The organism is Pseudoxanthomonas sp. CF125 (assembly GCF_900104085.1).
Classification (GTDB): domain Bacteria; phylum Pseudomonadota; class Gammaproteobacteria; order Xanthomonadales; family Xanthomonadaceae; genus Pseudoxanthomonas_A.
On sequence record NZ_FNLD01000002.1, the window covers coordinates 502634 to 527946 of the forward strand.

The following is a 25313-nucleotide window of genomic DNA, read 5'->3' on the forward strand; positions in this document are numbered from 1 at the left end:
TTGCGGCCTGGCGATGAATTTCCTTGGTCGCAGCTTACGCAGCTCCTACAAGAACGTGGGTGGGCCGTAGAAACGTTGCAAGTGCGCGGCTACTCGCGGCATTTCCGCTTGCAGCAAGGCGGGCGCGGAGAAATGGTATTCGCTGGTCACGGCGAAGAATTCTTCCGGCGATTCGGAAGCGTAGGCATCGATGGCGGTGTCGCGTCCGCTATCGACTTCGTCGCAGAACGCATCGTACTGGCGCTGGAAATCGGCGGCCCATTCGCGCTGCCAGGCGCGCGGCAGCGGCGGGGTGCCGTCCATTGCCCCATCCAGCGCGTCCAGCTTGTGCGCCATTTCGTGGATGGCCACGCAGAAGCCGGCGAAGGGATCGGCCAGGTCGTCCTGCACGTCGGCCCAGGACAGGATCAGCGGGCCGGCTTCCCACGATTCGCCGCTAAGATCTTCCTCGAATTCGTGCAGCACGCCAGCCGCATCCACGTGACTGCGTTGCACGCGAAAAGCATCCGGATAGACCAGCAACTGCGACCAGCCGCGTAATCCCTTCGCACCGAAACCCAGCAAGGGCAGGCAGCACAGTGCGGCCAATTGCATGCGTGCCCGCGCATCCAGCACCAGGCCGGCGAGGGGCGTGATGGTTTTCTCGTGCAGAAAACGCGCTACCAGCGACTGCAATGCCGCATCGCTGGATGCGTGCAAGTCATGCAACAGGGGAACCGAGCGTCGGGTGTCGGCCCAGATCTCGGTGTCGAGGGAATGGGGCGGGCGCTTGAGCCAGCCGAACCACGATCCGATCAGCGGAACATGCCCGGAAGGAAGCTGTGCCACTTGGAGCCGCGAACACGCTGCAGGCCGTCTTCATCGCCGCCGCCACCGCCTCCCGGGGACGCCGAAGCGGGCTTGGCGTACTTGTTGCGCGTGGCGCTGGCCTTGGGGTGCGCCGCGCCCGCCTGTGCCGCGTCGTCGCGAGCGACCGCCTCGGTTTCCTGGCAGGCACCTGGATTGGGCGGCGTGTTACGTCCGTTCTGGGCCAGGGCGTGTGCGCTGGCGCAGATCAGAAACAGAGCTAAGCTGAGACGCAGCATGGGAGACTCCTGTCTGGCGGACTTTCTGACCGCGCGAACTATAGCGCGGTTCCCGGCCCGTTGGCGGCCGGCTCCCCATCTTGCCGACCACTGGCTGCTGCGGTGCAGCAGGGCCGGGCTCGCGCATAATTGCGGCATGCCCACTTTTGACCCGTTCCCTGCGCTGGTTGTCACCGCGCACCTGCCGGTTTCGCTATCGACCAGCCTCCCGCGGCGCCCGCGTACCGGCTCCGGGTCGCGCTTCGAATACGCACTCTTACCGTGCAGGCGCATGTGAGCGGCGAACGCGGCATCCTGCAGCGGCTCATCGCCGGCCCGGTGTCGGGCGACGCATTGGCGCAGGAGGCGGGGCTGACCCGCGCGGCGATGTGGAAACGCATCGAAGCCCTGCGCGAAGCCGGCGTGGAAATCGACGCACAGGCCGGTCGCGGCTATACCCTGCGCCATCCGCTGGAGCTGCTGCAGGCCGACGACATCGTCGATGCGCTGCCTCCGTTCGTGCGCGCCGGCATCGCCTCGCTGGAGATCGCCTGGTCGCTGGATTCCACCAACAGCGAACTGCTGCGCCGCGACACTCCCGCGCACGGCGTGGCGGCATTGATCGCCGAGCGCCAGACTGGCGGACGCGGGCGGCGCGGGAAAACCTGGGCCTCGCCCCTGGCCGCGCATCTCTATCTGTCGCTGTCGCGGCAGTTCTCCGGCGGGCTGGCGCGGCTCGGCGGTTTGAGTCTGGTCGCAGGCGTGGCCGCGGCCGAGGCACTGCACGAATCGGGCTACACGGGCGTGCGCCTGAAATGGCCCAACGATCTGGTGGTGGAGGGGCGCAAACTCGGCGGATTGCTGGTGGAAGGCGGCGGCGAGCACGCCGGCCCGGTGCGCGCGGTGATCGGGCTGGGCCTCAACGTGCGCATGCCCGAGGCCATGGCTGCGACGCTGGACCAACCCTGGACCGATCTGAGCCATCTTCTCGAGACGGCGCCGTCGCGCAACGCGGTCGCCGCAGGATTGCTCACCCATCTGGTGCCGGCGCTGGATCAGTTCGATGCCGAAGGGTTGGCTCCGTTCCTGGCGCGCTATGCGCGTTTCGATGCGCTGACGGGCCGCGAAGTGGTCGTGCATCTGGCCGGGGCGACCCAGGCCGGCCTCGCCACCGGCATCGCCGAAGACGGCGCGCTGCGCGTGCGCGTCGATGGCGAAGAACGTGTTTTCCATGCGGGGGAAGTGAGCGTGAGGGCACAATGAGCCGATGGTTGTTGGACCTGGGAAATACCCGACTGAAGTGCGCGCCGCTGCATGACGACGGCAGCCTTGGCGAGGTGGTTGCACTGGTGCATGAGCCGAGCGCGTTCGCCCAGGAATTGCAGCGGCTGCTGCCCGAAAGCGCGGATTCGGCCTACCTCGCCAGCGTTGCGTCGCCGGCACTGACCGCGGCGGTGGTGGAAATTCTGACCCAGCGGTTCCGCAGCATTTCCCAGGCGCGCAGCAGTGCCCGACTGGCGGGCATGCGCATCGCCTACGCCGAACCCGCGCGACTGGGCGTGGATAGGTTCCTGGCCCTACTTGCCGCGCACGGACGCAAGCCGGGCCCGTGGCTGATCGCAGGCGTCGGCACCGCGTTGACCATCGATCTGCTGGACCGCGACGGTTTGCATCGCGGCGGGCGCATTGGGCCCTCGCCCAGCATCATGCGCCAGGCGCTGCATCAGGCCGCCGCGCAGCTGCCGCCGGAAGGCGGCGACTACCGGGAGTTCGCTTCCAGCACGGCCGACGCCCTGGCCTCGGGTTGCGAAGGCGCCGCGTTGGGCCTGATCGACCGCAGCCTGGCCCAGGCGACGCGGATGCTGGGCGAAGTTCCCACCCTGTTGCTGCATGGCGGCGGTGCTGACATGCTCGCCCCACATTTTCCCGATGCGCTTCGCGCGCCCGCGCTGGTCCTGGAAGGGCTGGCCCTGTGGTCGCGCGTCGGCACGGCCCCTGGAACCACCGAATGCTGATCCGCGCCCTGATAGTCCTGCTAATCGTGTTGAATGCGGGCGTGGCCGCCTGGTGGCTTTCCCGCCCCGCGCCGCTGCCGCCCGCGCTTCCGGCGCAACCGGCGGGCGTGCCCAGACTGCAATTGCTGAGCGAAAGCGGGAAAACCGCCGCCCCTCCACCAACAACGCCAGCGCCGTCGGCACCCGTGCCATCGCCGCCCACCGCCGTGGCTGCCGTTGAGCCCGCAGCGCCTGCGCAATGTTTCAGCATCGGACCGTTTGCCGATCAAGTCGCGGCCGGATCGGCGGCGACGCGCATCGGCAGTCAGATCACACGCGGCAATCCACGCGAAGTTCCCGGCAAGACGGCGCAAGGCTACAACGTAGTCCTGCCGCCCCAGGCCGATCACGAAGCGGCACAGGCGCTGGCCCAGCGCATCGGCGCCGCCGGCTTCGACGATTATCTGGTGGTCAACAGCGGCGCGCAGACCAACGGCATCGCCCTGGGCCGCTACCGCAGCCGCGAAGGCGCCGAGCGCCGCCAAGCCGCGCTGCGGGCGGCCGGCTTCGATGTGCAGTTGCAGCCCATAGGCAACGAAGGCGCGGCGCAATGGTGGCTGGATGTCGCCGCCGCTGCCGGCGCTACCGCATCCGGCCTGCGAAGTGGGGCCGGCGCACCGCAATCGCGTTCGCTCGATTGCGCCCTGCTGCGGTAGAATCCGCGTCCGCGCTTTCCCGCACGCCTTCTTTCCAGCGTGTTTGCGCATCGGCCATGCCGGCATAGCTCAGTTGGTAGAGCAACCGCCTTGTAAGCGGTAGGTCCCCAGTTCGAATCCGGGTGCCGGCACCATCGATCCGCACCTGTTCCGTCTACGCGCGATCACTCCGCCCGCGATCACTCAGCCTTCGCGATCACACCGATGCGGCGGCGCCGCTGAAGCCGCGGTTCAACGACGACGGCATCCGCCGCCACGATTGTCCGCTCTTCATCCGTTTCCAGGTTTCGCGGATGATCGCTTCGCTCAGCGGCCAATCCAGCCGCTGCCATTCCGGAATGCTGCGTTCGTAGCGTTGCTTGAGCGTGGAGAGCAATTCCTCGAGCTCGGCGTGATAGTTGAGCAGATAGAGGTCGTAACCGAATTTCAAGGTGGGGATGTAATCATCGAACTCGCGCGAACTGCGGTGGAATGCGCTTTCGCGATAGCAACCGCGCCAATGCCGTAATTCGGCGTCTATATCCAGCATTACATCCTGCGGGGTCGAACGGATGTCACGAATGGTGCCCATGGCAAGCTCCGGCGATTTGTTTCCCTGCGTCCGCAGTGTTCGGGATGGGCAGTGACAGGGCCGTGATTGAGGCGTGAGAGCAAAGTTAAGCAGTTGGCCGGTGGCGGGCGTCTGCGCTAAAGCGGAACTTGTTGCACCGCCACAGTGCGGCCCGACGATCGAGGCTAGACTCGTCACCCCTTGCGCAGCTTGAAGATTGCAGATGAGCCGAACTTTTCCGCCTGTTTCCCTGATCGGCGTGCCTACCGATGTCGGCGCCGGGCACCGCGGCGCGCGCATGGGGCCCGATGCGCTGCGCATCGCCGGCCTGGGCGATGCTTTGACCGCGCGCGGCGTCTCCGTCGCCGACCGCGGCAATCTCAATGGCCCGGTCAATCCTTGGTTGCCGCCGGTGGAGGGGTACCGCCATCTGGACGAAGTAGTGGCATGGAATCGCGAGTTGATGCACGCCACCACCGCGGAACTGCAACTGGGGCGCATGCCGATCATGCTCGGCGGCGACCACTGCCTGGGCATGGGCGCGATCACCGCGGTGGCGCAGCATTGCCGTGATACCGGCAAGCGGTTGCGCGTGGTCTGGCTGGATGCGCATTCGGATTTCAACACCAGCGCGGTCACCCCTTCGGGCAACATCCACGGCATGCCGGTTGCCTGCCTGTGCGGAATCGGACCCGATGCATTGACCCGGCTGGGCCGCGATTTCCCGGCGATGGACGCGCGCGACCTGCGCCAGATCGGCATCCGTTCGGTGGACGCGGAAGAGAAACGCCTGATCAAGGACAACGGCATCGATGTCTACGATATGCGCTACATCGATGAGAACGGAATGAAGCGGACCATGGAGGCGGCGCTGGAGGGCGTGGACGAGAATACGCACTTGCACGTCAGTTTCGACGTGGATTTCCTGGACCCCAGCATCGCACCCGGCGTCGGCACCACCGTGCCCGGCGGTCCCAACTACCGCGAAGCGCAGTTGGTGATGGAAATGATCGCCGACACCGGCCGCCTGCTTTCACTGGATATCGTGGAACTGAATCCGGTGATAGACACTCGCAATCTGACCGCCGAGTTGGTGGTGGACCTGGTGGAAAGCCTGTTCGGTAAGTCGACCTTGATGCGGGACTGAGTCGTAACTGAATGCGGACGTCCGCATTCACACGGGGTGAATGCGGCAGAGGTCAGCGTATGTCCCAAGGTTGTCCGGGGATCGTTTCCGATTGCGTACGGCAACTGGCAAGACCCTTTCAATCAGGAGGAATCATATGAAGCGTTTACTGGCATTGATGGTGTTGTCCATGTTCTCGGCGGGAATGCTGGCCGGCTGCAACACCATGGCGGGCGCAGGCAAGGATGTGCAGAAAGTAGGCGAAAAGGTCGAAGACAAGGCCGAGGACTGCAAGGACGCCAAGTGCTGATCCCAGCAGTTCCGTGCTGAACGCGGCGTAGCGAATACGCCATGGGAAGGGCCGGGCAACCGGCCCTTCTTCTTTATCCAAGATGCGGTCTTCACGTTGGCAACTGAATGCCGTTATGGCGCGTTTACACAGACTTGATCTTGCGAAAACGTGTGCGCTGCCATGCTGTTCGCACGGTATCACTGCCGTGACTTTCTCAAAGAGGCAAGCCATGAACAAGGACACCATCGCCGGAAATTGGAAGCAGTTGAAGGGCAAGATCCAGGCCAAATGGGGCGATCTGACCGACGACGACTTCAAGGTCGCCGAGGGCAACTCGGAATATCTCGCGGGCAAACTGCAGGAGCGTTACGGCTGGGACCGCGATCGCGCCCACACAGAGGTGGACGACTTCGCACGCAGTCTCAATAAATCCGACATGCGCAACTGATTCCATCTCCACATACGACAACGGGCCTTTTGGCCCGTTGTCTTTTTCCGTTCGTATTCCGGAAGACCGGCGCGGCAATCAACGATAAGGGTCGGCCACGAATCCATTGGGGAACGCGCGCGGAGCGGGATCGCGGCGCTCATAGCGCGGGTACTGCCGCGGCATCGCTCCGATGGAGACCAGGTGATGCGCGTCGTCGTAACGCAATTCGCTGATCTGCGCCGGCCTGCGGGTGGCGCGTACGAACTGGGTCTGGCCCACCGGCGACCATTCGCGCTGGCCGTGTCCGGTGCCCATGCTCTGGCGCGCCGCGCTGTCGGCCGCCTGCTCGCGTATTCGGCCTTCGGCGGCAGCGGGTGCCGAAGCGGATTTGGCTTCGTCGCGCTCGTATTCGCGGCCGCGCGATATCGAGGGCATCGGTGCCGGGTAGTAGCGTGGGCGCGATTCCTGGAATACCGCCACGCCGATCACGCCGACATTGCGCGGGCGGCCGGTGCGGGCCGCATAGCTGTCGCCCAGGTCGGTGAAGACGAACTGGGCGATGTCGTCCAGCGACTTGCGCCAGCCGGCGATCTCGGCGCTTTCCCAGGGTTCGAGCACATAGCCGGCCTGCGAAGGCGCGGCGGTTTGCCCGGTGACGGCATTGATGCCGTCCACCGACAGCACCACCAGCACGCGTTCGCCGGTGGTGTTGGTCAGGCGCACGCCGTAGCGGTTGCCGGGCGTGCCGGCCACCCAGGTATCGCCGTGGTGCGGGTATTGGCGCAGCCATTCGCCGGTGTCGCGGTCCACGACCGAGACATCCACCAATGGCCTGGCGGAAAGGGGCGTGCAGGCGCCGGTCAGCAGCAGCGCCAGAGACATCAGGATGGTCTTGCGGGACATGGTCGTTCTCCGTGGTGGGCATGACAGGGAACGCGCCAGCTTTGCCAGTGGGGTTGATCGCGTTCAGCGGCCGTTGGCCGTGGGAGCGGCGTCCCGCCGCGAGCTCTTGCTTTGATCGCCCCACTGCATTTCTGTTGCATTGGGAGCTGGAAGGGCAACAGCTCGCGGCGGGACGCCGCTCCCACGCGCCGGCTCCCACGCGCCCGCTCCCACGCACGGTTAAACTTGACGTATTCAGTCTCAGGCAAGTCCCACGAATGACCCGCGTCCTTACCGGCATCACCACCTCCGGCACCCCGCACCTCGGCAACTACGTGGGCGCGGTGCGTCCGGCCCTCGCCGCCAGCCGCGCCCCTGGCGTGGAGAGCTTCTATTTCCTGGCCGACCTGCACAGCCTGGTCAAAGTCCAGGACGCAGCCCGCGTGCAGCGCTCCACCCTGGAAATCGCCGCCACCTGGCTGGCGGCCGGGCTGGAGCCGGACAAGGTCTGGTTCTACCGTCAATCGGATATTCCCGAGATCAGCGAACTCAACTGGTTCCTGACCTGCGTGGCCGGCAAGGGCGTGCTCAATCGCGCGCACGCCTACAAAGCCTCGGTGGACCGCAACCGGGCCGAAGAACAGGACGATGACGCGGGCATCAGCGCCGGGTTGTTCATGTACCCGGTGCTGATGGCGGCCGACATCCTGCTGTTCAACGCCGACAAGGTACCGGTGGGCCGCGACCAGGTGCAGCATATCGAGATGGCGCGCGATTTCGGCCAGCGCTTCAACCACTTGTTCGGTGGCGAATATTTCACCTTGCCGGAAGCGGCGATCGAAGAGAACGTGGCCACCTTGCCCGGCCTGGACGGCCGCAAGATGAGCAAGAGCTACGACAACACCATTCCGCTGTTCGCGCCGCGCGATGAAATGCGCAAGCTGATCGCTTCCATCGTCACCGATTCTCGGCTGCCGGGCGAAGCCAAGGAAGTAGAAGGCTCGCATGTGTTCCAGCTTTACCAGGCCTTCGCCAGCGCCGAGGAAACCGCGCAGATGCGCCAAGCCTTCGCCGAAGGCATCGGCTGGGGCGACGCCAAGCAGAAGCTGTTCGAGCGCATCGATACGGAAGTGGCGCCGCTGCGCGAACGCTACCAGGCATTGATGGCCAAGCCTGGGGAAATCGAATCGATCCTGCGCGATGGTGCGCGCAGGCTGCGCGAAAAGTACGCGACTCCATTCCTCGCCGAACTGCGGCAGGCGGTCGGCTTGCGCGATCTTTCCGCGCAGCCCGAGGCGCGGGACGCTTCAGTGCAGAAGTCGGCGCCGCCTTCGTTCAAGCAGTACCGCGACACCGACAACCGCTTCTATTTCAAGTTCCTGGACGGCAACGGCGTGCTGCTGGTGCAGAGCAACGGCTTCGATTCGCCGAAAGAAGCGGGTCAACTGATCGCGGTGCTGAAGCGCAGCGATCGCGCCGATGCGATGGAGACGCCCGAGATCAACGTGCTGGTACCGGTGCAGGATGTGCTGAAAGCGCTTGAGCAATTGCGCGATGCGGAGGCCTGATGCCGTACTTGGCGCTGGTCCTGTTCCTGCCGTGGTTTTTGCTGCTGGGCGCTCTGTTCTGGCTTTTTCCGCGCCAACCGCGCAACGCCTGGCGCAGGCGTTTCGACCTCATCGCGTTGCTGGTGGCGTTCGTGCTCAGTTTCGCCGGCATGCAGTGGGGCTATGCGCTGGGGTTGGCCGACATTGGTACCGGCGCCATCTGGAAGCAGGTACTGGCCACATTGGTCGCCTATGGCGCGTTCCTGGCCGCGATCTTCATCGCGGTCGTGCTGCGGAGCTGGCTGCTCGCCCGCCAACCCAAGACGTAGGAGCGGGCCCTGCCCGCGATGGGGCTTTACAGGGAGAGCCCGGTCGCGGGCAGGGCCCGCTCCTACATGGGGTGCCTCAATGGCGGTGCTACCAAAGCTGCATCGCGAGCGGCAGTCGTGCTCGCTAGAATCGATAGTCCGCAACTAGAACGATCGAGTGCATGAACGAACACGGCATCCACACCATCGACACCGCGTTCCAGCGCGAGCATTTCGACGCCGCCTATCTGATCGTGGAGAACGGCCGTGGCGCCTTCGTCGATTGCGGCACCAATCATTCGGTTCCCTTGTTGCTGTCGGCGCTGGAAGGCGCCGGATTGACTCCCGGCGATGTCGACTGGCTGATCGTCACTCATGTGCATCTGGACCACGCTGGTGGCGCCGGGTTGCTGATGCAGCACCTGCCCAATGCCCGGCTGGTCGCGCACCCGCGTGCGGCGCCGCACCTGATCGATCCTTCCAAGCTGATCGCCGGCGCCACCGCGGTGTATGGCGAAGAAGAAATGCAGCGCAGCTACGGGCAGATCCTGGCGGTGGCCGAACAACGCGTGCAAGTGGTCGAAGACGGGCAGGTCCTTCTGCTGGCCGGCCGCGCGTTGGAGTTCATCGACACGCCGGGGCACGCGCGTCACCATCACTGCATCTGGGACGAGCGCAGCCGCAGCTGGTTTACGGGCGACACCTTCGGTCTCTCCTATCGAGAGTTGGACAGCGCCAACGGCGCCTTTGTGATTCCCACTTCAACGCCGGTCCAGTTCGAGCCGGAGAAACTCAAGGCTTCCATCAGTCGGCTGCTATCGTGCGATCCGCAATGGATGTACCTCACTCATTACGGTCGGGTAGGCGACGTGCGAAGGCTGGCCGACGATCTGTATCGGCAGATCGATGCGATGGTGGCGATCGGACATGAATTCGATGGTCTGCCGAACCGCCATGAGCGGATCAAGGAAGCGCTCGCTGCACTCTATCTGCAACGTGCCCGCGAGCATGGTTGCCCGTTGGACGATGCGGGCGTGGAGAAGGTGTTGCATATGGACATCGAGCTCAACGCCCAGGGCCTGGCTTCTTGGCTGGATCGGGACAAGCGTGCGTAGGAGCGACGTGAGTCGCGAGCATTTCCCCAGAGCGCCAATTCGCGACTGACGTCGCTCCTACGCGCTTGCGACGTCTACTTCCAGACGTTGGGTTTTTCGCGCGCCGACTTCCTGGCCATCGGCACTACGCAGAAACGGTGACCGCTGGGGGCTTCCAGCACCCACCAGCGTTCGCGCACGAATTCGATGCGTTTGGCGCCCAGCTTCTCCAGCCGCGCGACTTCGGCCTCGATGTCGTCGGTTTCGATATCCAAGTGCACGCGCGAGGGGTGCGAGACTTTCTGCACTTCGATATGCATGCCGCCCGGCCCGTCCGAGAGCGGGGCATACAGGCCCAGGCCGTCTTCATCGTAGTCCTGCACCTCCAAACCCAGTGCCTGGCTCCAGAAATCGGCCGACGATTCCAGCGAGCCTCGTTTGCAATCGATGATGAAACCGGCCAGTCGGCTCTTGTGTGCCATAGAAGGTCTCGACGGAGGAGGGTAGGAGCGGCCCATGGCCGCGAGCTCTTGTGATGCAGTGACGCCGAGAAGAGCTCGCGGCCATGGGCCGCTCCTACAGGTTATTGGGAAAGCGCTAGATCGTCGATCATCGCCTTGAGGAAGCGCGCGGCCTCGCCGCCGGTCGCGGCGCGGTGATCGAAAGTGACCGACAGCGGGATGATCTTGTGCGATTCGAAACCGCCCATGATCGGCATGACCTGGTGGCGCGCGCGGCCGGCGGCCACGATGGCCACGCAGGGCGGCACCACCACCGGGGTGGCGTAGCGTCCGGCGAACATGCCGAAGTTGGACAGCGAAATGGTGTAGCCGCTCAGTTCCGAAGCGGCGATGCTGCGGTCTTCCACCTGCGCGCGCAGGCGGTTGACGCCTTCGCGGATGCCGCGCGCATCCAGGATGTCCGCGTTGCGCAGCGCGGGGACGAACAGGCCGTCGTCGGTATCGACCGCTATGCCGATGTCCACCTGCGGATGCAGGGTGCGGCTGAGTTTTTCGCCGTCGAACCACGCGTTCAACGCCGGCACCGCTTTGCAGGCGCGCACGATGGAGCGGATCAGGCGAACGGTGACGTCGTTGCCGGGCGTCCACGCGTGCACGTCGGCGTCGTCGTTGAGCGTGGTGGGCACGACCTTGGCGTGCGCGTCGGCCATGACGCGGGCCATGTTGCGGCGAACGCCCTTCAGCTGTTCCGGTTGGCCGCTGACCGACACGCCGGGCGGCTGCGTGCGCATGGGCTTTCCGGAAGCGGACAGTGCGGTGCGCTCATGGCTTTCTCGTAGGAGCGCGCCCTGCGCGCGACCGGCCGATACAGGTGACGCTTCGTCGCGGGCAGGGCCCGCTCCTACAAGGCCGTCGGCGACGGCCTGCTTCACGTCGTTCGCCGTGACCGTGTTGTCGGCGCCAGTGGCACGCACTCGGCTCAGGTCCACGCCCAGTTTCTTCGCCAGCGCGCGCACGGCGGGCATGGCACGTACCCCGCCGACCGCCACCGCCTGTTCCTGGTGCACGGCATTGGAGCTCTGCATCGCGCCGACCACGGTGCCGGCATCGTCGCGCTCGGCGGTGGTGGGAGCGCCGTCCCCGGCGCGATCTTTTGCTTCAATGTTTTCAGTGGGGGGCTCGCGGCGAGCCGCCGCTGCCACCGCGGGCGGTCCGTGGGAATGACCGGTGTCCTGCCCGTCGGCGCGCTGCGGCAGATTGGGGTCGGGCTGGAACTCGGCCAGCATCGCGCCGGTCACCACGATGTCGCCGGCGTTGCCCGCCAGTTTCAATACCTTGCCCGAAACAGGAGACGGAACCTCCACCACAGCCTTGGCCGTTTCCATCGACACCAGCGGTTCGTCCAGGCGGATCGTGTCGCCTTCCTTGACGAACCACTCGACGATGGTGGCGTCGGGCAGGCCTTCGCCCAGATCGGGAAGATTGAAAGTCTTGCTGTCGCTCATCGGGGTTCCAGGTTGAGTTGTTCGCTTTGTAGAGCCGAGCTTGCTCGGCTGCTCTTCGCATTGAATCAAAAGCGGCCGAGCAAGCTCGGCTCTACAAAAAAAATAAGGTGGGTTCGCTATCGATCAGTTCGATGGCACGCGCCGGTATCCAGCCGCTTTCGCCGTTCGCGTTTTCCGCCCACCACCAGCCTTCCTGCTGGTAGTGGACGGTGATCGATTCGCCGACCCGGGTCGCCAGCTCCCGCGTATCGTAATCGCCCAGCGCGGTGGCCGTGCCGGTGTCGCGGTCGAACAATGCGGCGGGTATCCAGCCGCCCAGGCCCTGCGCCAGCGTGGCCCAGACGAACTGCGGCCAGTCGCTGTCGCGTTCGCCCAGGGTGACCGAGTCGCCGGCCGAAACCCGGATCGCAGGGCGGTCTGGTGAACGGTGTTCGGCGATGACGCGTGCGCGTTGCATCACCCTGCGGCCAGCACGCGCTTGGCGGCGGCGACGATCTTGTCGACGCTGGGCAGGTATTTCATCTCCAGGCGGAACAGCGGGATATGCGTGTCGGGGCCAGTGACGCGTTCCACCGGCGCCAGCAGGTCGTACATCGACTGCTCGGCCAGGCGCGCGGCGATCTCCGCGCCGAAGCCCGCCGTGCGCGGCGCTTCGTGCACGATCACGCAGCGCCCGGTCTTGCTGACCGATTCGGCGATGGTGTCGAAGTCCAGCGGCTTCAGCGTAGCCACGTCGATCACTTCGGCGCTGATGCCTTCTTTGGCCAGCGCGTCGGCGGCTTCCAGCGTTTCCTTCACTTGCGCGCCCCAGGTCACCAGGGTCACGTCGCTGCCGTCGCGCAGCACGAAGCACACGTCCAGCGGCAGCGCTTCGCCGTCGTCGACCACCAGTTCCTTGTACTGGCGGTAGATGCGCTTGGGCTCCATGTAGATCACCGGGTCCGGGTCGCGGATCGCGGCCAGCAGCAGGCCGTAGGCGCGCTGCGGCGAGGACGGCATGACCACGCGCAAACCGGGCACGTTGGTGAAGATGGATTCGTTGGCTTCGGAATGGTGCTCGGGCGCGCGGATGCCGCCGCCCCACGGCACGCGCAGCACCATCGGGCAGTGCAGGCGTCCACGCGTGCGGTAGCGCATGCGTGCGGCGTGGCAGATCAGGTGATCGACCATGGGATACACGAACCCGTCGAACTGCGCCTCGGCCACTGGCTTCATGCCCATCGCGGCCATGCCTACGCTGAGACCGGCGATGGTGGTCTCGTCCAGCGGCGTATCCAGGATGCGGTTGGAACCGAAGCGCTGCTGCAGGCCGGCGGTAGCGCGGAACACGCCGCCGTTCACGCCTACGTCCTCGCCCAGCACCACTACCGAGTCGTCGTGCGCGATTTCCCAGGCCAGGGCCTGGGTAATGGCTTCGATGAGGGTGATCGGCAGAGCGGCTTTGGCAGCCTGGTCGGCGGAGGCGCCGGGCGCTGTGGTCACGGTCTTGGCTACTTCGACGTTCATGGGCGCGGCTCCCGTGCCGAACGGTCCGCCGCGATCGCCGCAGCGCGCTGGGCGAGCAGTTCCGGCGGCGGGTCGGCGTAGAGATAATCGAACATCGCCTCCACCGGTTGCACCGGCGTCTCCAGGTAGGCGTTGACCTCGATGTCGACCAGCCGCCCGCATTCTTCCTTCCATGCGGCGTCTTCGGCCTCGCTCCACAACTTCTGCGCGCTCAGCCAGGTGCGCAGGCGAGTGACGGGATCGCGTTCCCAGGCGGACTTCACTTCCGCGTCATCGCGGTAGCGGCGCGCGTCGTCGGCGGTGGTGTGGTCGCCCAAGCGGTAGGTGACGAATTCCAGCACGCTGGTGCCCTGGCCGCTGCGTGCGCGTTCGGTGGCGATGCGCATGGCTTCCAGCACCGCGATCAGATCGTTGCCGTCTACTTGCAGGCAAAATACGCCGCCGGCGATGCCCTTCTGCGCCAGCGTCTGCGCACCGGTTTGCGCCGAGCGCGGTACCGAGATGGCCCAGCCGTTGTTGATCACGCACAGCACCAGTGGCAGCTCGTAGGCGCCGCCGGAATTGAGCGCGGCGTAGAAGTCGGTCTTGGAGGAACCGCCGTCGCCGCAGGTGCTGACCGCGACGCGTTTTTCGCCGCGCAGCTTGAACGCCAGCGCTGCGCCGGCCGCATGCAGGCATTGGGTGGAAATGGGTACGCACCAGGCGAAATCGTGGCGCGGCACCGCGAAATCGTTGCCGCGTTCGTCGCCGCCCCAGTACAGCAGCACCTCGCGCGGGCGCACGCCGCGCATGAATTGCGCGCCGTACTCGCGGTAGCTGGGGGCGAAAGTATCTTCGGGCAGGGTGGAGGCGCCGATGCCGACATGGGTGGCTTCGTGGCCCAGGCAGGAGGCATAAGTGCCCAGCTTGCCGGTGCGCTGCAAGGCCACCGACTTGGTGTCGAAGGTGCGCACGAACAGCATCTGCTTGAACAATTCCTTCAGCCGCTGCGTATCGCGCGCGGCCTCGGGCAGGTCGTCGCGGACGAGTTTGCCGTCCTGGCCCAGGTATTGCAGGTATTCGATTTCGAATTTCGCGGCGATGGTCATCGCGTGTCGGGTTCCCGTTGCAAGTGAAACCAATGATAAGTGGCGCCATGTTAAGGAACCGGGGCGGCAAAGCCGCCTTGCAGCGCAGCAATACGCGTGGCAATGGCAATGGTCCGCACAAAAAAAGACGCGGCCTAAGCCGCGTCTTTGGTTGTAACCGTTTGCGTTCGGTTCAGCGCACGATCGTGGTGATGCTGGCGTTGTTGTTGGCGGTGTCGGATTCCGGTGTGATGGTGGTTGCCGCGCCGTTGACTTGCGGCCTGCGATGGGCCGGGATCGGCAGCGCGTTGACGCGGATTCTGAAGTCGGCGCGGGCACCGGCGGCCATCGGTTTGCGGGCGGCGCAGCGGAACGTCACCTGACGGACCGTGCCCTGCTTGCGGCAGTCCCAGCCGCTGGGCGGGTCCAGGGTGGCGGCCAGGTTCATGGTGTTGCCGCTGAACACGACCACCGCCTGTTCGGCGGCCAGCGTGCCCAGGTTGCGCAGGGTCGCCGTGTACGGAATCGAGAACGTCAGGCGCGGCACGCTGGCCGGGCCGGTCAGCTTCAGATCCAGATCCGCGGTGGATGGCGCGGTGATCAGGATCGCGGCCACGGCTTCATCGTTGGTATGCACCGCGTCGAACGACTGGGTGCTGGCGGCGACCGCCAGATTGGCGCTACCGCCGACCTGCGCCGCAGTGGCGACCGCACTGATCGCGAACGAGGCGCTGGCCGCATTGGCCAGGCTGTCGGTGTGGCAGGCGATCGAGGTCATGCCACCGGAGATCTGCGCCGCATCGCACAGCCAGCCGCTGGGCGCGACCACCGCGAAGGTGCTGGATTCGGCGTTCAACGCGAAACCTATGCCGGTCGAGGCAGCCGCATCCGGGCCCAGGTTGGTCACCGTGGCGGTGTAGCGCAGAGCCTGACCGACGGTGACGGTTGCCGAGTCGGCCACCGCAGTGACCGCAAGATCGGCGCGATGGCGCGATTCGAAGTACGCCACCACCGGGTCGTGATCGGACAGGCGCGAGGGCGAGTTGGCGTCATTGCGCGCGATTTCCGGGAAGTCGGCGTTGATGCGGGCGTGGTCCAGGCCGAACGCGGTGCTGGAAACGATCAGCTGCTCGTTGACCAGCACATGATCCAGGGTCTGCGCATTGCCGCCGAAGACGAACGAATAGCGCTCCTCTTCCGGTTCCAGCACGCCCAGGTTGACCAGATCCGGATTCACCAGGTCGATGCCGTCGCCAGGCACCGCGGTTTGCTCGTCAAGTGTCGGTGTGCCGGTCACCACGTTCATGGTGTCGGCCAGGCCGTCGTTGAAGGCGAAGGCGTTGTAGTCGCCCAGGCTGACGATGCGCTTGCCCGGGTCGGCGGTCTGCAACGACTGGATCAGGTTGGCCAGGTACTCGGCCTGCTTCTGCCGCTTCTGGCGCACGCGGTCGCCCAGCGTGGTCGGGCCGGAAGGCTCCACGCTGTCCACGTCGTTGAGCGAACGCTGGTGCACCGCGATCGCGGTGATCGGGTAGGTGCGGCCATCGGCGTAATGCACCACCGCGTCCAGCACCAGCGGCGGCCGGTCGTTGAGCAGGCTGACCGTGCCGCTGGGCTCGGTCCAGGTGGTGTCCTTACCCTGCTGGGTCACGCTCAGCACCTGCACGCGCGCCACCCCGGTGGCGACTTCCGCGGTCTTGACCAGGAAGCCCACGTCGATGCCGCCCACGTCGTTGCCTTCTTCCAGATAGGCGACGTAGTTGGGGTCCGCCTGTCCTGCGGCCACCGCATCGGCGTTGATCTTGCTGGCCAGCGCTTGCAGCGTGGTCAGGTTCTCCACTTCCACCGTGGCCAGGATGTCCGGCGCATTGAGGAAGTCGCGCACCGTCAGCGAAGCCTTGTTGAGACGGTTGGCGAAGGCCGCCGCGGTCAGCACCGGTTCGCCGGTAGCAGGGTCGTTGACGGTGTCGAAGAAGCGTTCCAGATTGTAGGCCGCCACCGTGAACTCATCAGCGTTGGCCACGCGCGCCGCTTGCGGCGACGGGCCCGGCGAGGTGGTGATGGCGACCGCAGGGTCGCGCAGGATCGTGTAGCGGCGGAAGCCGTAATCCAGCGGGCCGGTCAGGCCTTCGATCAACGCGCCGGCGGCCAGATTGAGGATGAAAGTCGGACCGCCCAGCGAATCGCTGTCGATGGTCAGCAGTTCCGGGTTGAAGTCCCAGCGCGGGATCGGCGGAATGCTGCTGCCGGCGGGCGCCGGGTCGGGCGCCTGGATGCCGGGCTCGCGGAACGGACGCGGGGTGCCGGTGACCACGGCATTGAGGATGCCGTTGCTGGTGCCGGTGGCGTTGGGTTCGTTGGTGTTGCCCTGGGTGGGCGCCACCACGGTCAGGCTGGCGGCGGTCACGCGCATGCCTTCCAGGCGCTCCAGCTGGTCCAGCGCGCCGGTCGGCGAGGGCAGGCTGGTGCTGAGCGCTACCGGCACGGGCAACGGGTTGTCGGTGGAGAGCAGGGCCACGCTCGGACTGCCGCTGATCTCGGTCAACGGCAGCTGGTTGGGATCGGTGCTGGGAACGTATTCGATCACCGTGCCGCTGACGCGAACGCGATTGCCTACAGCGGCGGCCGCAGGCGGCGCGATGCTGGTGAACACATATACGCCCTGCGAAGTGGCCGGGTCGGCGTCCGCTTCCGCATCGCTGGTCTGGAGGAAGAAACCGTTGCTCTTGCGTCCGGTCACGATGCCGGTGGTGGTGACCAGCTGGTTGGCGACCGGAGAGGTCGCGCCGTTGCCTTGTATCTCGTGGATGGAAATCAGGGTGACGTCGTCGTTGACGATGGTGGCTTGCGCCTGCGCATCTCCAAGCACCGCGCCGCTGATGTTGCCCAAACCCAGGAAGAAGGTTTCGTCGGCTTCCTGCACGCTGTCGTCGCTTACCGGGACCACGACCTGCGCCGAATCGGCGCCCTCGGCGATGGTTACCGTACCGGTGGCGGCGGTGTAGTCGTCGCCCGCCGTAGCGGTGCCGTCGGCCGTGGCGTAATCCACACTGACGCCGCCCGTGCCCGCCGGCTGGGTGAGGGTCAGGGTGAAGGCGAAATTGCCGGTGGCTTCGTCCTGGCTCACGTCGGACACGGACAGGATCGGCAGGCCGCCGCCGCCGCAGACCAGCGCGGTGGACGCCCCGTTGCGCGGCGCAGGCGCAGTCAGCGCGAAATCGGCGGCGTTGTTGTTGCCGTCGGTGCAGCCGTTGTCGGCGCGCACGGCGGCGGTGGTGTTGCTGAGGTTGGCGGTGGGGCTGGAGCCTTCCGCGCAGCTGGCGGTGGTGCCGAAACCTACGAAGTCGATATTGCCGGTGGGGCAGGCCCCGCTCAGCGTGACCACCGAATTGACCAGCGCCACCTTGCCGGCGGTGCCGGACATGGCGATGGTGCCGGTGGCGTCGGGCGTGGGCAGCGCGGGCGCGGCGGTGTTGGCGCCGTCGGCCTGCTTGATCAGGTAGTAGCCGCCGGCCGGCAGGTTGCCGCTGAGGTTGGTGCGCGCCCAGGTGGTGCCGGCGGCGCTGGCGTATTGCACCGACCAGCCGTCCAGGCTGACCGTGGAAGTGGAATTGTTGTGCAGCTCGATGTAGTCGCTGCGCAGCGGCGCGCCGGAATTGCCGCCCCCGCCGTAGACCTGGCTGATGACGACCTGCGCCTGCGCGGCCCCAGCGCACAGCAACGAAAATACCGCCAGCGCCGTCAGGCGCGCGAACCCGTACTTCATAAACCTCTCCCTAGATATGAACGCAGCACGAGCGACTGACTGCCGGCCGATTGTGGCGCAATCCTCGGCCCGGCGCATGACACCGCCGTGACGCCAGCCGTTACCATGCCCAACCCGCATCCCTCAGGTTCCACATGAGCATCCAGGACAACCAGCGCCCGCTGGAAGAAGGCATCCACACCGATCTGGCCGGCCGCATGAGCTATGCCGGCTACCTGCGCCTGGACCTGCTGCTGGCCGCGCAGCAACCGGTGTCGCAACCGCCGCACCACGACGAACTGCTGTTCGTGGTCCAGCACCAGGTGTCGGAGCTGTGGATGAAGCTGATGATCCACGAGCTGCGCGCGGCCCTGGCGCACCTGCAGCGCGACGAGGTCTGGCAATGCCGCAAGGTGCTGGCGCGCAGCAAGCAGGTGCTGCGCCAGCTGACCGAGCAGTGGTCGGTGCTGGAGACGCTGACGCCTTCGGAATACATGGGTTTCCGCGATCTGCTGGGGCCGTCTTCCGGGTTCCAGTCGCTGCAGTACCGCACCATCGAGTTCCTGCTGGGCAACAAGAACGCCGACATGCTGCGCGTGTTCGCCCACGATCCGCAGGGCCAGGCGGATCTGGAACAGGTGCTGCGCGCGCCCAGCCTGTATGAAGAATTCCTGCGCTATCTGGCCCGCTTCGGCCATGCGATTCCCGCCGAACGCCAGGAGCGCGACTGGAGCCTGCCGCACGTCAACGATCCGGCGTTGCTGCCGGTGTTCGAGGCGATCTACGAGGATACCGGCCGCTACTGGCGCGAATACGCATTGTGCGAGGACTTCGTGGACCTGGAGACACAGTTCCAGCTGTGGCGGTTCCGGCACATGCGCACGGTGCTGCGCATCATCGGCTTCAAGCGCGGCACCGGAGGCTCCAGCGGGGTGGGGTTCCTGCGCCAGGCGCTGGAGCTGACCTTCTTCCCGGAGCTGTTCGAAGTGCGCACCATGATCGACGGCAAGCCGGGATCGGCCGCACCCGCCTACTGACGTAGGTCGGGGCTACGCCCCCGACGCGCAGGCCCGGCATGGCTGGCGAGTCGGCCGACCTATAAAACCTGGATGGGCCGCGCGCGTCGGGGGCGTAGCCCCGACCTACGTCCCGGCAGGCAAAGTCCGCGTTATTTGACGCCAGCGGCGCCCGTCGGTGATCCTCGCCTGTCCCGCGTCAAGGCGCGGAATCCTATTTCCCGATACATCCGAATGCTGAACAAGGGGGCAAATCCATGAGCTCGACCATCCCGAACGCCGCAGAACCGGCCGGCCCACCGCTGGAAGCGCCCGCCGGCAACGACGCTTCGCTGCCCCCTGAATTCGGCCAGCGCATGGGCCATCCCAAGCCGCTGTGGATGCTCTTCATGACCGAGTTCTGGGAACGCTTCGCGTTCTACGGCATCCGCTGGGCGCTGGTGTTGTACATGGTGGCGCAGTTCCACGCCGGCAACGACGCTGGCGAAGCGCCGTCGAATCTCATCTACGGCGCTTACCTGGCGCTGGTCTACGCAGCTGCGATCTTCGGCGGATACGTTGCCGACCGGGTGCTCGGCTACCAGCGTTCGATCCTGCTGGGCGCGGTGATCATGGCGGCCGGCTTGTTCATGATCGCGATGCCCGACGAACAGATCTTCAAGTTCGGCCTGGCAACCGTGATCTGTGGCAACGGCTTGTTCAAGCCCAATATCTCGACCATGGTGGGCAAGCTGTACGCCGTAAGCGACAGCCGCCGCGATGCGGGTTTCACCATCTTCTACATGGGTATCAACCTGGGTGGTTTCCTCGCGCCGATCGCGACCGGCTTCCTTGCCGAGCAGGTGTTCGGCACGCAGGCGATGCCGGCCTACAAATATGTGTTCATCGCTTCGGGCATCGGCATGGTGCTGAGCCTAGTGTGGTTCTGGTTCGGCCGCCGCCAGCTCAAAGGCATAGGTCGTCCGCCGGAGGGCGACGGCGGCAAGCAGAAGGTGCTGTATGTCTTTGTGGGCGCACTGGTCGCGATCCCGGCCGTGTACTTCCTGCTGTCGATGGGCGCCGCGGCGCTGCAATGGTTCGTGCTGCTGCCGATGTTCGTCATTCTGTGCGCATTGCTGCTGATCGAAGGCATCCGCGAAGGCAAGGTGCAGCGCGACAAGGCCATCGCGATGCTGATCATCTTCGTCTTCAACGTGATGTTCTGGATGTTCTTCGAGCAAGCGGGCAGTTCGTTCACCTTCCTGGCGGACAAGATCGTCGATCGCGACATCTTCGGTCAGGGCGGCTTCGTGTTCTCGAATGCCTGGTTCCAGTCGGTGAATTCGTTGGCGATCATCGCCCTTGCACCGGTGATCGCGCTGATCTGGATCTGGATGGGCAAGCGCAACGCCGAACCTTCGATCCCGCGCAAGTTCAGCCTGGGCCTGATCTTCAACGGCCTGGCCTTCCTGCTGTTGATGTTCGCGCTGTCCAGTCTGGTCGATGACGTGGGCAAGATCCCGTTCTGGACGTTGTTCATGGTCTACGTCATCCAGTCGGTCGGCGAACTGTGTCTGTCGCCCATCGGCCTGTCGATGGTCACCAAGCTGGCGCCGGTGCGTCTGGTCGGTTTCGGCATGGGCGGCTGGTTCCTGTCCACCGGCATCGGCAACAATTTGTCGGGTATTTTCGCCGGGCACGTCAGCGGTACGGGCGGGATGACGGTGCAGTCCGCGCATGCCGGCTACACCTTCGGCTTCTGGGCGTTGTTGATCGCAGGCGCTCTGCTGTTCCTGCTCGCGCCGCTGATCCAGAAACTCATGCACGGGGTCAAGTAATGGCGCTTGCCTCGCGCGGCGCGACCGCATTGTTGCTTGCGGTCGCAATGGCGGCTTGTTCGCCGAAGCAGGAGCAGGAGCCGAAGGCGGAACCCAATCCGCCTTCGGCGAAAGCCAACACGTCGGCCAAGCCGGATACGTCCCGGCCTGTCGCCTCGGGCAACACGCCCACCGCTGCGGATATCGCGGCGGTGGCTGCCTTGAACGCGACGTTCGATCCCAAACGGGACCCGGCCAGCGATCTGGAAATGGCCAAGGTCGAAGCGCAGCGCGGCGGCAAGCGCATCCTGTTGGACGTCGGCGGCGAGTGGTGCAGCTGGTGCCATATCCTGGACAAGCTGGTCGAGGAAGACGGCGAGATCCGCAGTTTCCGCGACGCGAACTTCGTGTGGATGAAGGTCAACTACAGCGAAGAGAACGAGAACAAGGCGTTCCTGTCCGCGTATCCCGAAATCAAGGGCTATCCGCACCTGTTCGTACTGGACGCCGACGGCAATCTGCTGCATTCCCAGTTCACCGGCGACCTGGAAAAGGGCAAAGGCTACGACCGCAAAAAGTTCTTCGCCTTCCTCAAGGACTGGGCGCCGGCCGCGAAGTAATTACCTGAAAGGAATTGCATCTGTAGGAGCTGCGTAAGCTGCGACGCCGTACGGGTTGTGGTTATCGCATCGCACCCACCGGTCGACCAGGTCGCAGCTTACGCAGCTCCTACAGACGCGCCTCGCGCCTCTATTTCTCCTGGATGTTGCCCACGCCTGCAGCCAGCTTGATTATCAGCGCATCCAGTTGCGCGCGTTCGTTCTCGTCCAGCCCCGCCAGCAGGCGGCGCTCGCATTCCAGCGCCATCGGCGCCACTTCGTCGTAGACCGTGTAGCCCACCGGTGAAAGTTCCAGCACCGAACGGCGGCGGTCGTCGCCGTGGGTGTCGCGCTGCACCAGCCCGCGCTCCAGCAAGCGGGCCAGGGCCCGGCTGACGGCGACCTTGTCCATGGCCGTGCGCTCGGCCACTTCGCCGGCGGACAGCTCCGGGTAGCGTCCCAGCACCGCCATGATCCGCCACTCGGTGACCGCCAGGCCGAAGCGCTGGCCGTACAGGCCGGAAATGGTCTGGCTGATGCGATTGGACAGGATGCTCAGCCTATAGGGCAGGAAATGCTCAAGTTCCAGGACGGCATGCTCCTGGTGGGCGGCGTTGGAGGAAGCAGGGCTAGGGTCGTTCATGAAGCTTTCCTTGGGTAATGGTGCATTGCCGCTTGCAATTGGTTTCATATGAAACTATAAAGTTCGCTTCCCGGAACAAACCTGCGAGGTACGGACCATGAGCGCACAGCCCAATCTTGGCATGCAGGTCACCACGTTCGAAAACCCCATGGGTATCGACGGCTTCGAATTCGTCGAATTCGCCGCCCCCCAGGGCCAGGGCGAGCTGCTGCACGACTATTTCCGCAAGCTGGGATTCACCGCGGTGATGCACCACAAGACCCGGCCCATCACGCTTTACCGCCAGGGCGGGGTCAATTTCCTGGTCAACGAAGACCCCGACTCCTTCGCCGCCGATTTCGCGCAGGCCCACGGCCCCAGCGCCTGCGGTTTCGCCATCCGCTTCCGCAAGCCGGGCGCCGAAGTGCTGGCCACGGTGCTGGGCAACGGCGGCGAAGCGATCGAGCACAAGGCCGACAGCAAGGCGGTCGATGCGCCGGTGGTCAAGGGCATCGGCGACTGCATGCTGTATCTGGTGGACCGCTACGGCGACAAGGGTTCGATGTACGAGGACTACCTGCCGGTGCAGGGCGCCGAGCAGAATCCGAAAGGCTTCGGCCTGACCTTCATCGACCACCTGACCCACAACCTGTACTTCGGCAACATGCAGAAGTGGTCGGACTATTACGAACGCCTGTTCAACTTCCGCGAGATCCGCTACTTCGACATCAAGGGCGCCAAGACCGGCCTGGTGTCCAAGGCGATGACGGCGCCGGACGGCGTGGTGCGCATTCCGCTCAACGAATCCAGCGACCCGAAGTCGCAGATCAACGAATACCTGGACGCCTACCACGGCGAGGGCATCCAGCACATCGCCTGCTTCACCGACGATATCTATACGACCGTGGAAGCGATGCGCGCACAGGGCGTGGAATTCCTGGATACGCCGGACACTTACTTCGACGTGATCGACCAGCGCGTTCCCAATCATGGCGAGGACGTGCCGCGCCTGGCCAGGAACAAGATCCTGATCGACGCCGACCTGGAGACCCATCAGCGCAAGCTGCTGCAGATATTCACCCAGAATGCGATTGGCCCGATTTTCTTCGAGATCATCCAGCGCAAGGGCAACGAGGGTTTCGGCGAAGGCAATTTCCAGGCGCTGTTCGAGAGCATCGAGCGGGATCAGATGAAGCGCGGTTTTCTCTGACGCCAGATAGAGCCCCTCTCCCATTGGGAGAGGGGTTGGGGTGAGGGTACGGTGGAGCCATGAAACTCAAACCACCACTGCCAACCACCACGCTCGAAAACTCCCGTCGTTTACGCCGAGAAATGACAGACGCGGAGCGCAAGTTGTGGAGATTTCTCCGGGCAGGCCAATTGGGCGGCCTCAAGTTCCGCCGCCAGCATCCGATCCCGCCCTACATTGCAGACTTCTGCTGTATCGCAAAAAAGCTCATCGTTGAATTGGACGGATCGCAACACACGAACTCAGGCGATGCCTTCAGAACCCGTGCGCTTCGGTTTCAGGGTTGGCAAATCATCCGCTTCTGGGACCATGATGTATTGCTGGCAACAGAAGCGGTAGCCGAAGCCATCTGGAACATAGCGTGTAAACCGTACCCTCACCCCAACCCCTCTCCCGATGGGAGAGGGGCTCAAGCGCAAACCGAGCCCGATCATGAGCAATGACAAGTACCAATCCGGCTTCGCCAACCATTTCGCCACTGAAGCGATTGAAGGCACGCTGCCGATCGGCCGCAACTCGCCCCAGCGCGTGGCGCACGGCCTGTACGCCGAACAGCTCTCCGGCACCGCCTTCACCGCGCCGCGCGCGGAGAATCACCGCAGCTGGTTGTACCGCATCCGCCCGGCGGCGATGCACGGCACCTTCGCGCCGTTCGTGCAGGCCGGCTTCCATAACGACTTCGAATCCGGACCGGTGTCGCCCGATCAGTTGCGCTGGTCTCCGCTGCCTTTGCCGGAAACGCCGAAGGATTTCGTGGAAGGCCTGTTCACCATGGCTGGTAACGGTTCGGCGGTTGCGCAGCACGGGGTAGGTATCCATCTGTACGCTGCCAACCGCTCCATGCAAGGCCGCTACTTCTACGATGCGGACGGCGAACTATTGATCGTGCCGCAGCAGGGCGCGCTGCGCATCGCCACCGAGCTGGGCCTGGTCGAAGTGGAGCCGCAGCAGATTGCGGTGATACCGCGCGGCGTGCGTTTCAGCGTGGAGCTTCCGGAGGGCGCCTCGCGCGGCTACGTGTGCGAGAACTTCGGCGCGATGCTGCGGCTTCCGGATCTGGGCCCCATCGGTGCGAATGGTCTTGCCAATCCACGCGATTTCGAGACGCCTGTGGCCGCCTATGAAGATATGGAAGGCGAGTTCGAACTGATCGCCAAGTTCCAGGGCCATCTGTGGCGTGCCGATATCGGCCACTCGCCGCTGGACGTGGTGGGCTGGCACGGCAACTACGCGCCTTACCGCTATGACCTGCGGCGCTTCAACGCGATAGGTTCGATCAGCTTCGATCATCCCGATCCCTCTATCTTCACGATGCTCACTTCGCCCAGCGACACGGCGGGAACGGCGAACCTGGATTTCGTGATCTTCCCGCCGCGCTGGCTGGTGGCGCAGGACACCTTCCGTCCGCCGTGGTTCCATCGCAACGTCGCCAGCGAGTTCATGGGCCTGGTGCACGGCGCTTACGACGCCAAGGCGGAGGGCTTTTCGCCCGGTGGCGCTTCGCTGCACAACTGCATGAGCGGGCATGGGCCGGACGCGGCCACGTTCGAGAAAGCCAGCACTGCGGATCTGTCGAAACCCGATGTCGTCGCCGACACCATGGCTTTCATGTTCGAAACGCGGGCGGTGATACGGCCGACGCATCAGGCCATCCAGGCGCCACATCGGCAGCGCGACTACCAGGACTGCTGGGCGGGGCTGCGGAAGCGTTTCATCGCGCCGACCGGATGACCGGGTGGCGCAT

Annotated in this window: 26 protein-coding genes and 1 tRNA gene; 16 read left to right on the forward strand and 11 right to left on the reverse strand. The window is 65.1% G+C overall.

Annotation, left to right across the window (positions count from 1 at the left end; translation table 11 throughout):
* Positions 1-45 precede the first annotated feature (45 nt).
* Together BLR66_RS11730 and BLR66_RS11735 are read right to left on the reverse strand one after the other, a co-directional pair.
* Entirely contained in the window at positions 46-828 is a 783-nt protein-coding gene (locus BLR66_RS11730) for a M90 family metallopeptidase (RefSeq protein ID WP_093286367.1), read from the reverse strand.
* On the reverse strand, positions 795-1085 hold the full coding sequence (locus BLR66_RS11735) for a hypothetical protein (RefSeq protein ID WP_093286370.1): 291 nt from the start codon (positions 1083-1085) through the stop codon (positions 795-797). Before BLR66_RS11735 ends, BLR66_RS11730 begins: the two co-directional genes overlap by 34 nt.
* A gap of 273 nt (positions 1086-1358) precedes the next feature.
* Here BLR66_RS11735 and birA point away from each other — a divergent pair, with 273 nt between their 5' ends.
* The 4 genes from birA (at position 1359) to BLR66_RS11755 (ending at position 3908) form a co-directional block, all read left to right on the forward strand.
* Complete coding sequence (gene birA / locus BLR66_RS11740) at positions 1359-2327, forward strand: bifunctional biotin--[acetyl-CoA-carboxylase] ligase/biotin operon repressor BirA (RefSeq protein WP_255402488.1); 969 nt, start codon at positions 1359-1361, stop codon at positions 2325-2327.
* Positions 2324-3079, forward strand: coding sequence for a type III pantothenate kinase (locus BLR66_RS11745; protein WP_093286376.1), 756 nt, complete (start codon positions 2324-2326; stop codon positions 3077-3079). The genes birA and BLR66_RS11745 overlap by 4 nt, the downstream gene beginning before the upstream one ends.
* The gene (locus BLR66_RS11750; RefSeq protein WP_093286379.1) at positions 3073-3774 is read left to right on the forward strand and encodes an SPOR domain-containing protein; all 702 of its coding nucleotides are present in this window, start codon (positions 3073-3075) and stop codon (positions 3772-3774) included. The genes BLR66_RS11745 and BLR66_RS11750 overlap by 7 nt, the downstream gene beginning before the upstream one ends.
* Positions 3775-3832: 58 nt before the next feature.
* Positions 3833-3908, forward strand: a tRNA-Thr gene (locus tag BLR66_RS11755).
* Between the two features lie 62 nt (positions 3909-3970).
* Here the strand turns inward: BLR66_RS11755 and BLR66_RS11760 are convergent.
* Complete coding sequence (locus BLR66_RS11760; protein ID WP_093286382.1) at positions 3971-4345, reverse strand: hypothetical protein; 375 nt, start codon at positions 4343-4345, stop codon at positions 3971-3973.
* 202 nt (positions 4346-4547) lie between these two features.
* Here BLR66_RS11760 and rocF point away from each other — a divergent pair, with 202 nt between their 5' ends.
* The 3 genes from rocF (at position 4548) to BLR66_RS11775 (ending at position 6190) form a co-directional block, all read left to right on the forward strand.
* Positions 4548-5471, forward strand: a complete 924-nt coding sequence (gene rocF / locus BLR66_RS11765; RefSeq protein ID WP_093286385.1) for an arginase — start codon at positions 4548-4550, stop codon at positions 5469-5471.
* A 136-nt stretch (positions 5472-5607) separates the two neighbouring features.
* On the forward strand, positions 5608-5760 hold the full coding sequence (locus BLR66_RS11770; RefSeq protein ID WP_093286389.1) for an entericidin A/B family lipoprotein: 153 nt from the start codon (positions 5608-5610) through the stop codon (positions 5758-5760).
* 211 nt (positions 5761-5971) lie between these two features.
* On the forward strand, positions 5972-6190 hold the full coding sequence (locus tag BLR66_RS11775) for a CsbD family protein (protein WP_093286393.1): 219 nt from the start codon (positions 5972-5974) through the stop codon (positions 6188-6190).
* Between the two features lie 78 nt (positions 6191-6268).
* Here the strand turns inward: BLR66_RS11775 and BLR66_RS11780 are convergent, their stop codons facing one another.
* Entirely contained in the window at positions 6269-7075 is an 807-nt protein-coding gene (locus tag BLR66_RS11780) for a hypothetical protein (protein WP_093286396.1), read from the reverse strand.
* A gap of 257 nt (positions 7076-7332) precedes the next feature.
* On the opposite strand from BLR66_RS11780, the gene BLR66_RS11785 reads away from it, so the two are divergent.
* The 3 genes from BLR66_RS11785 (at position 7333) to BLR66_RS11795 (ending at position 10024) form a co-directional block, all read left to right on the forward strand.
* The gene (locus BLR66_RS11785; RefSeq protein WP_093286399.1) at positions 7333-8622 is read left to right on the forward strand and encodes a tryptophan--tRNA ligase; all 1290 of its coding nucleotides are present in this window, start codon (positions 7333-7335) and stop codon (positions 8620-8622) included.
* Positions 8622-8930 carry a hypothetical protein gene (locus BLR66_RS11790; protein WP_093286402.1) on the forward strand — a complete coding sequence of 103 codons (309 nt, stop codon included), beginning with the start codon at positions 8622-8624 and terminating at the stop codon, positions 8928-8930. The genes BLR66_RS11785 and BLR66_RS11790 overlap by 1 nt, the downstream gene beginning before the upstream one ends.
* Positions 8931-9091: 161 nt before the next feature.
* Positions 9092-10024, forward strand: a complete 933-nt coding sequence (locus BLR66_RS11795) for an MBL fold metallo-hydrolase (RefSeq protein WP_093286405.1) — start codon at positions 9092-9094, stop codon at positions 10022-10024.
* Positions 10025-10098: 74 nt separating this feature from the next.
* Here BLR66_RS11795 and BLR66_RS11800 read toward each other — a convergent pair whose 3' ends face one another.
* From BLR66_RS11800 to BLR66_RS11825, 6 genes are all read right to left on the reverse strand, one after another.
* The gene (locus BLR66_RS11800; RefSeq protein ID WP_093286410.1) at positions 10099-10485 is read right to left on the reverse strand and encodes a VOC family protein; all 387 of its coding nucleotides are present in this window, start codon (positions 10483-10485) and stop codon (positions 10099-10101) included.
* Between the two features lie 101 nt (positions 10486-10586).
* Positions 10587-11969, reverse strand: a complete 1383-nt coding sequence (locus tag BLR66_RS11805) for a dihydrolipoamide acetyltransferase family protein (RefSeq protein ID WP_093286415.1) — start codon at positions 11967-11969, stop codon at positions 10587-10589.
* 91 nt (positions 11970-12060) lie between these two features.
* Entirely contained in the window at positions 12061-12426 is a 366-nt protein-coding gene (locus BLR66_RS11810) for an SH3 domain-containing protein (protein WP_093286419.1), read from the reverse strand.
* Positions 12426-13475 carry an alpha-ketoacid dehydrogenase subunit beta gene (locus tag BLR66_RS11815; RefSeq protein WP_176943858.1) on the reverse strand — a complete coding sequence of 350 codons (1050 nt, stop codon included), beginning with the start codon at positions 13473-13475 and terminating at the stop codon, positions 12426-12428. The genes BLR66_RS11810 and BLR66_RS11815 overlap by 1 nt, the downstream gene beginning before the upstream one ends.
* Entirely contained in the window at positions 13472-14563 is a 1092-nt protein-coding gene (pdhA, locus tag BLR66_RS11820) for a pyruvate dehydrogenase (acetyl-transferring) E1 component subunit alpha (RefSeq protein ID WP_093286423.1), read from the reverse strand. The genes BLR66_RS11815 and pdhA overlap by 4 nt, the downstream gene beginning before the upstream one ends.
* A gap of 172 nt (positions 14564-14735) precedes the next feature.
* Positions 14736-18308 carry a Calx-beta domain-containing protein gene (locus BLR66_RS11825; protein WP_093286427.1) on the reverse strand — a complete coding sequence of 1191 codons (3573 nt, stop codon included), beginning with the start codon at positions 18306-18308 and terminating at the stop codon, positions 14736-14738.
* Positions 18309-18442: 134 nt separating this feature from the next.
* Here BLR66_RS11825 and BLR66_RS11830 point away from each other — a divergent pair, with 134 nt between their 5' ends.
* The 3 genes from BLR66_RS11830 to BLR66_RS11840 all read left to right on the forward strand — a co-directional run bounded on the left by BLR66_RS11830 (position 18443) and on the right by BLR66_RS11840 (position 21719).
* On the forward strand, positions 18443-19324 hold the full coding sequence (locus tag BLR66_RS11830) for a tryptophan 2,3-dioxygenase (protein WP_093286433.1): 882 nt from the start codon (positions 18443-18445) through the stop codon (positions 19322-19324).
* A gap of 335 nt (positions 19325-19659) precedes the next feature.
* On the forward strand, positions 19660-21120 hold the full coding sequence (locus BLR66_RS11835) for a peptide MFS transporter (protein WP_255402588.1): 1461 nt from the start codon (positions 19660-19662) through the stop codon (positions 21118-21120).
* Positions 21120-21719 carry a thioredoxin family protein gene (locus BLR66_RS11840; protein ID WP_255402492.1) on the forward strand — a complete coding sequence of 200 codons (600 nt, stop codon included), beginning with the start codon at positions 21120-21122 and terminating at the stop codon, positions 21717-21719. Before BLR66_RS11835 ends, BLR66_RS11840 begins: the two co-directional genes overlap by 1 nt.
* A gap of 130 nt (positions 21720-21849) precedes the next feature.
* Here the strand turns inward: BLR66_RS11840 and BLR66_RS11845 are convergent, their stop codons facing one another.
* Positions 21850-22341 (reverse strand): MarR family winged helix-turn-helix transcriptional regulator, encoded by a 492-nt coding sequence (locus tag BLR66_RS11845; protein WP_093286443.1) that lies wholly within the window; start codon positions 22339-22341, stop codon positions 21850-21852.
* 97 nt (positions 22342-22438) lie between these two features.
* Between BLR66_RS11845 and hppD the strand changes: the two genes are divergently transcribed.
* From hppD to hmgA, 3 genes are read left to right on the forward strand one after another with little or no spacing between them, the layout of a single operon-like run.
* A complete protein-coding gene (hppD, locus tag BLR66_RS11850) occupies positions 22439-23530 on the forward strand; it encodes a 4-hydroxyphenylpyruvate dioxygenase (protein ID WP_093286446.1) in 1092 nt (363 codons plus the stop codon).
* Between the two features lie 59 nt (positions 23531-23589).
* Positions 23590-24012 (forward strand): endonuclease domain-containing protein, encoded by a 423-nt coding sequence (locus BLR66_RS11855; protein ID WP_093286449.1) that lies wholly within the window; start codon positions 23590-23592, stop codon positions 24010-24012.
* Positions 24002-25300, forward strand: coding sequence for a homogentisate 1,2-dioxygenase (gene hmgA / locus BLR66_RS11860; RefSeq protein ID WP_176943859.1), 1299 nt, complete (start codon positions 24002-24004; stop codon positions 25298-25300). Before BLR66_RS11855 ends, hmgA begins: the two co-directional genes overlap by 11 nt.
* Positions 25301-25313: the final 13 nt, after the last annotated feature.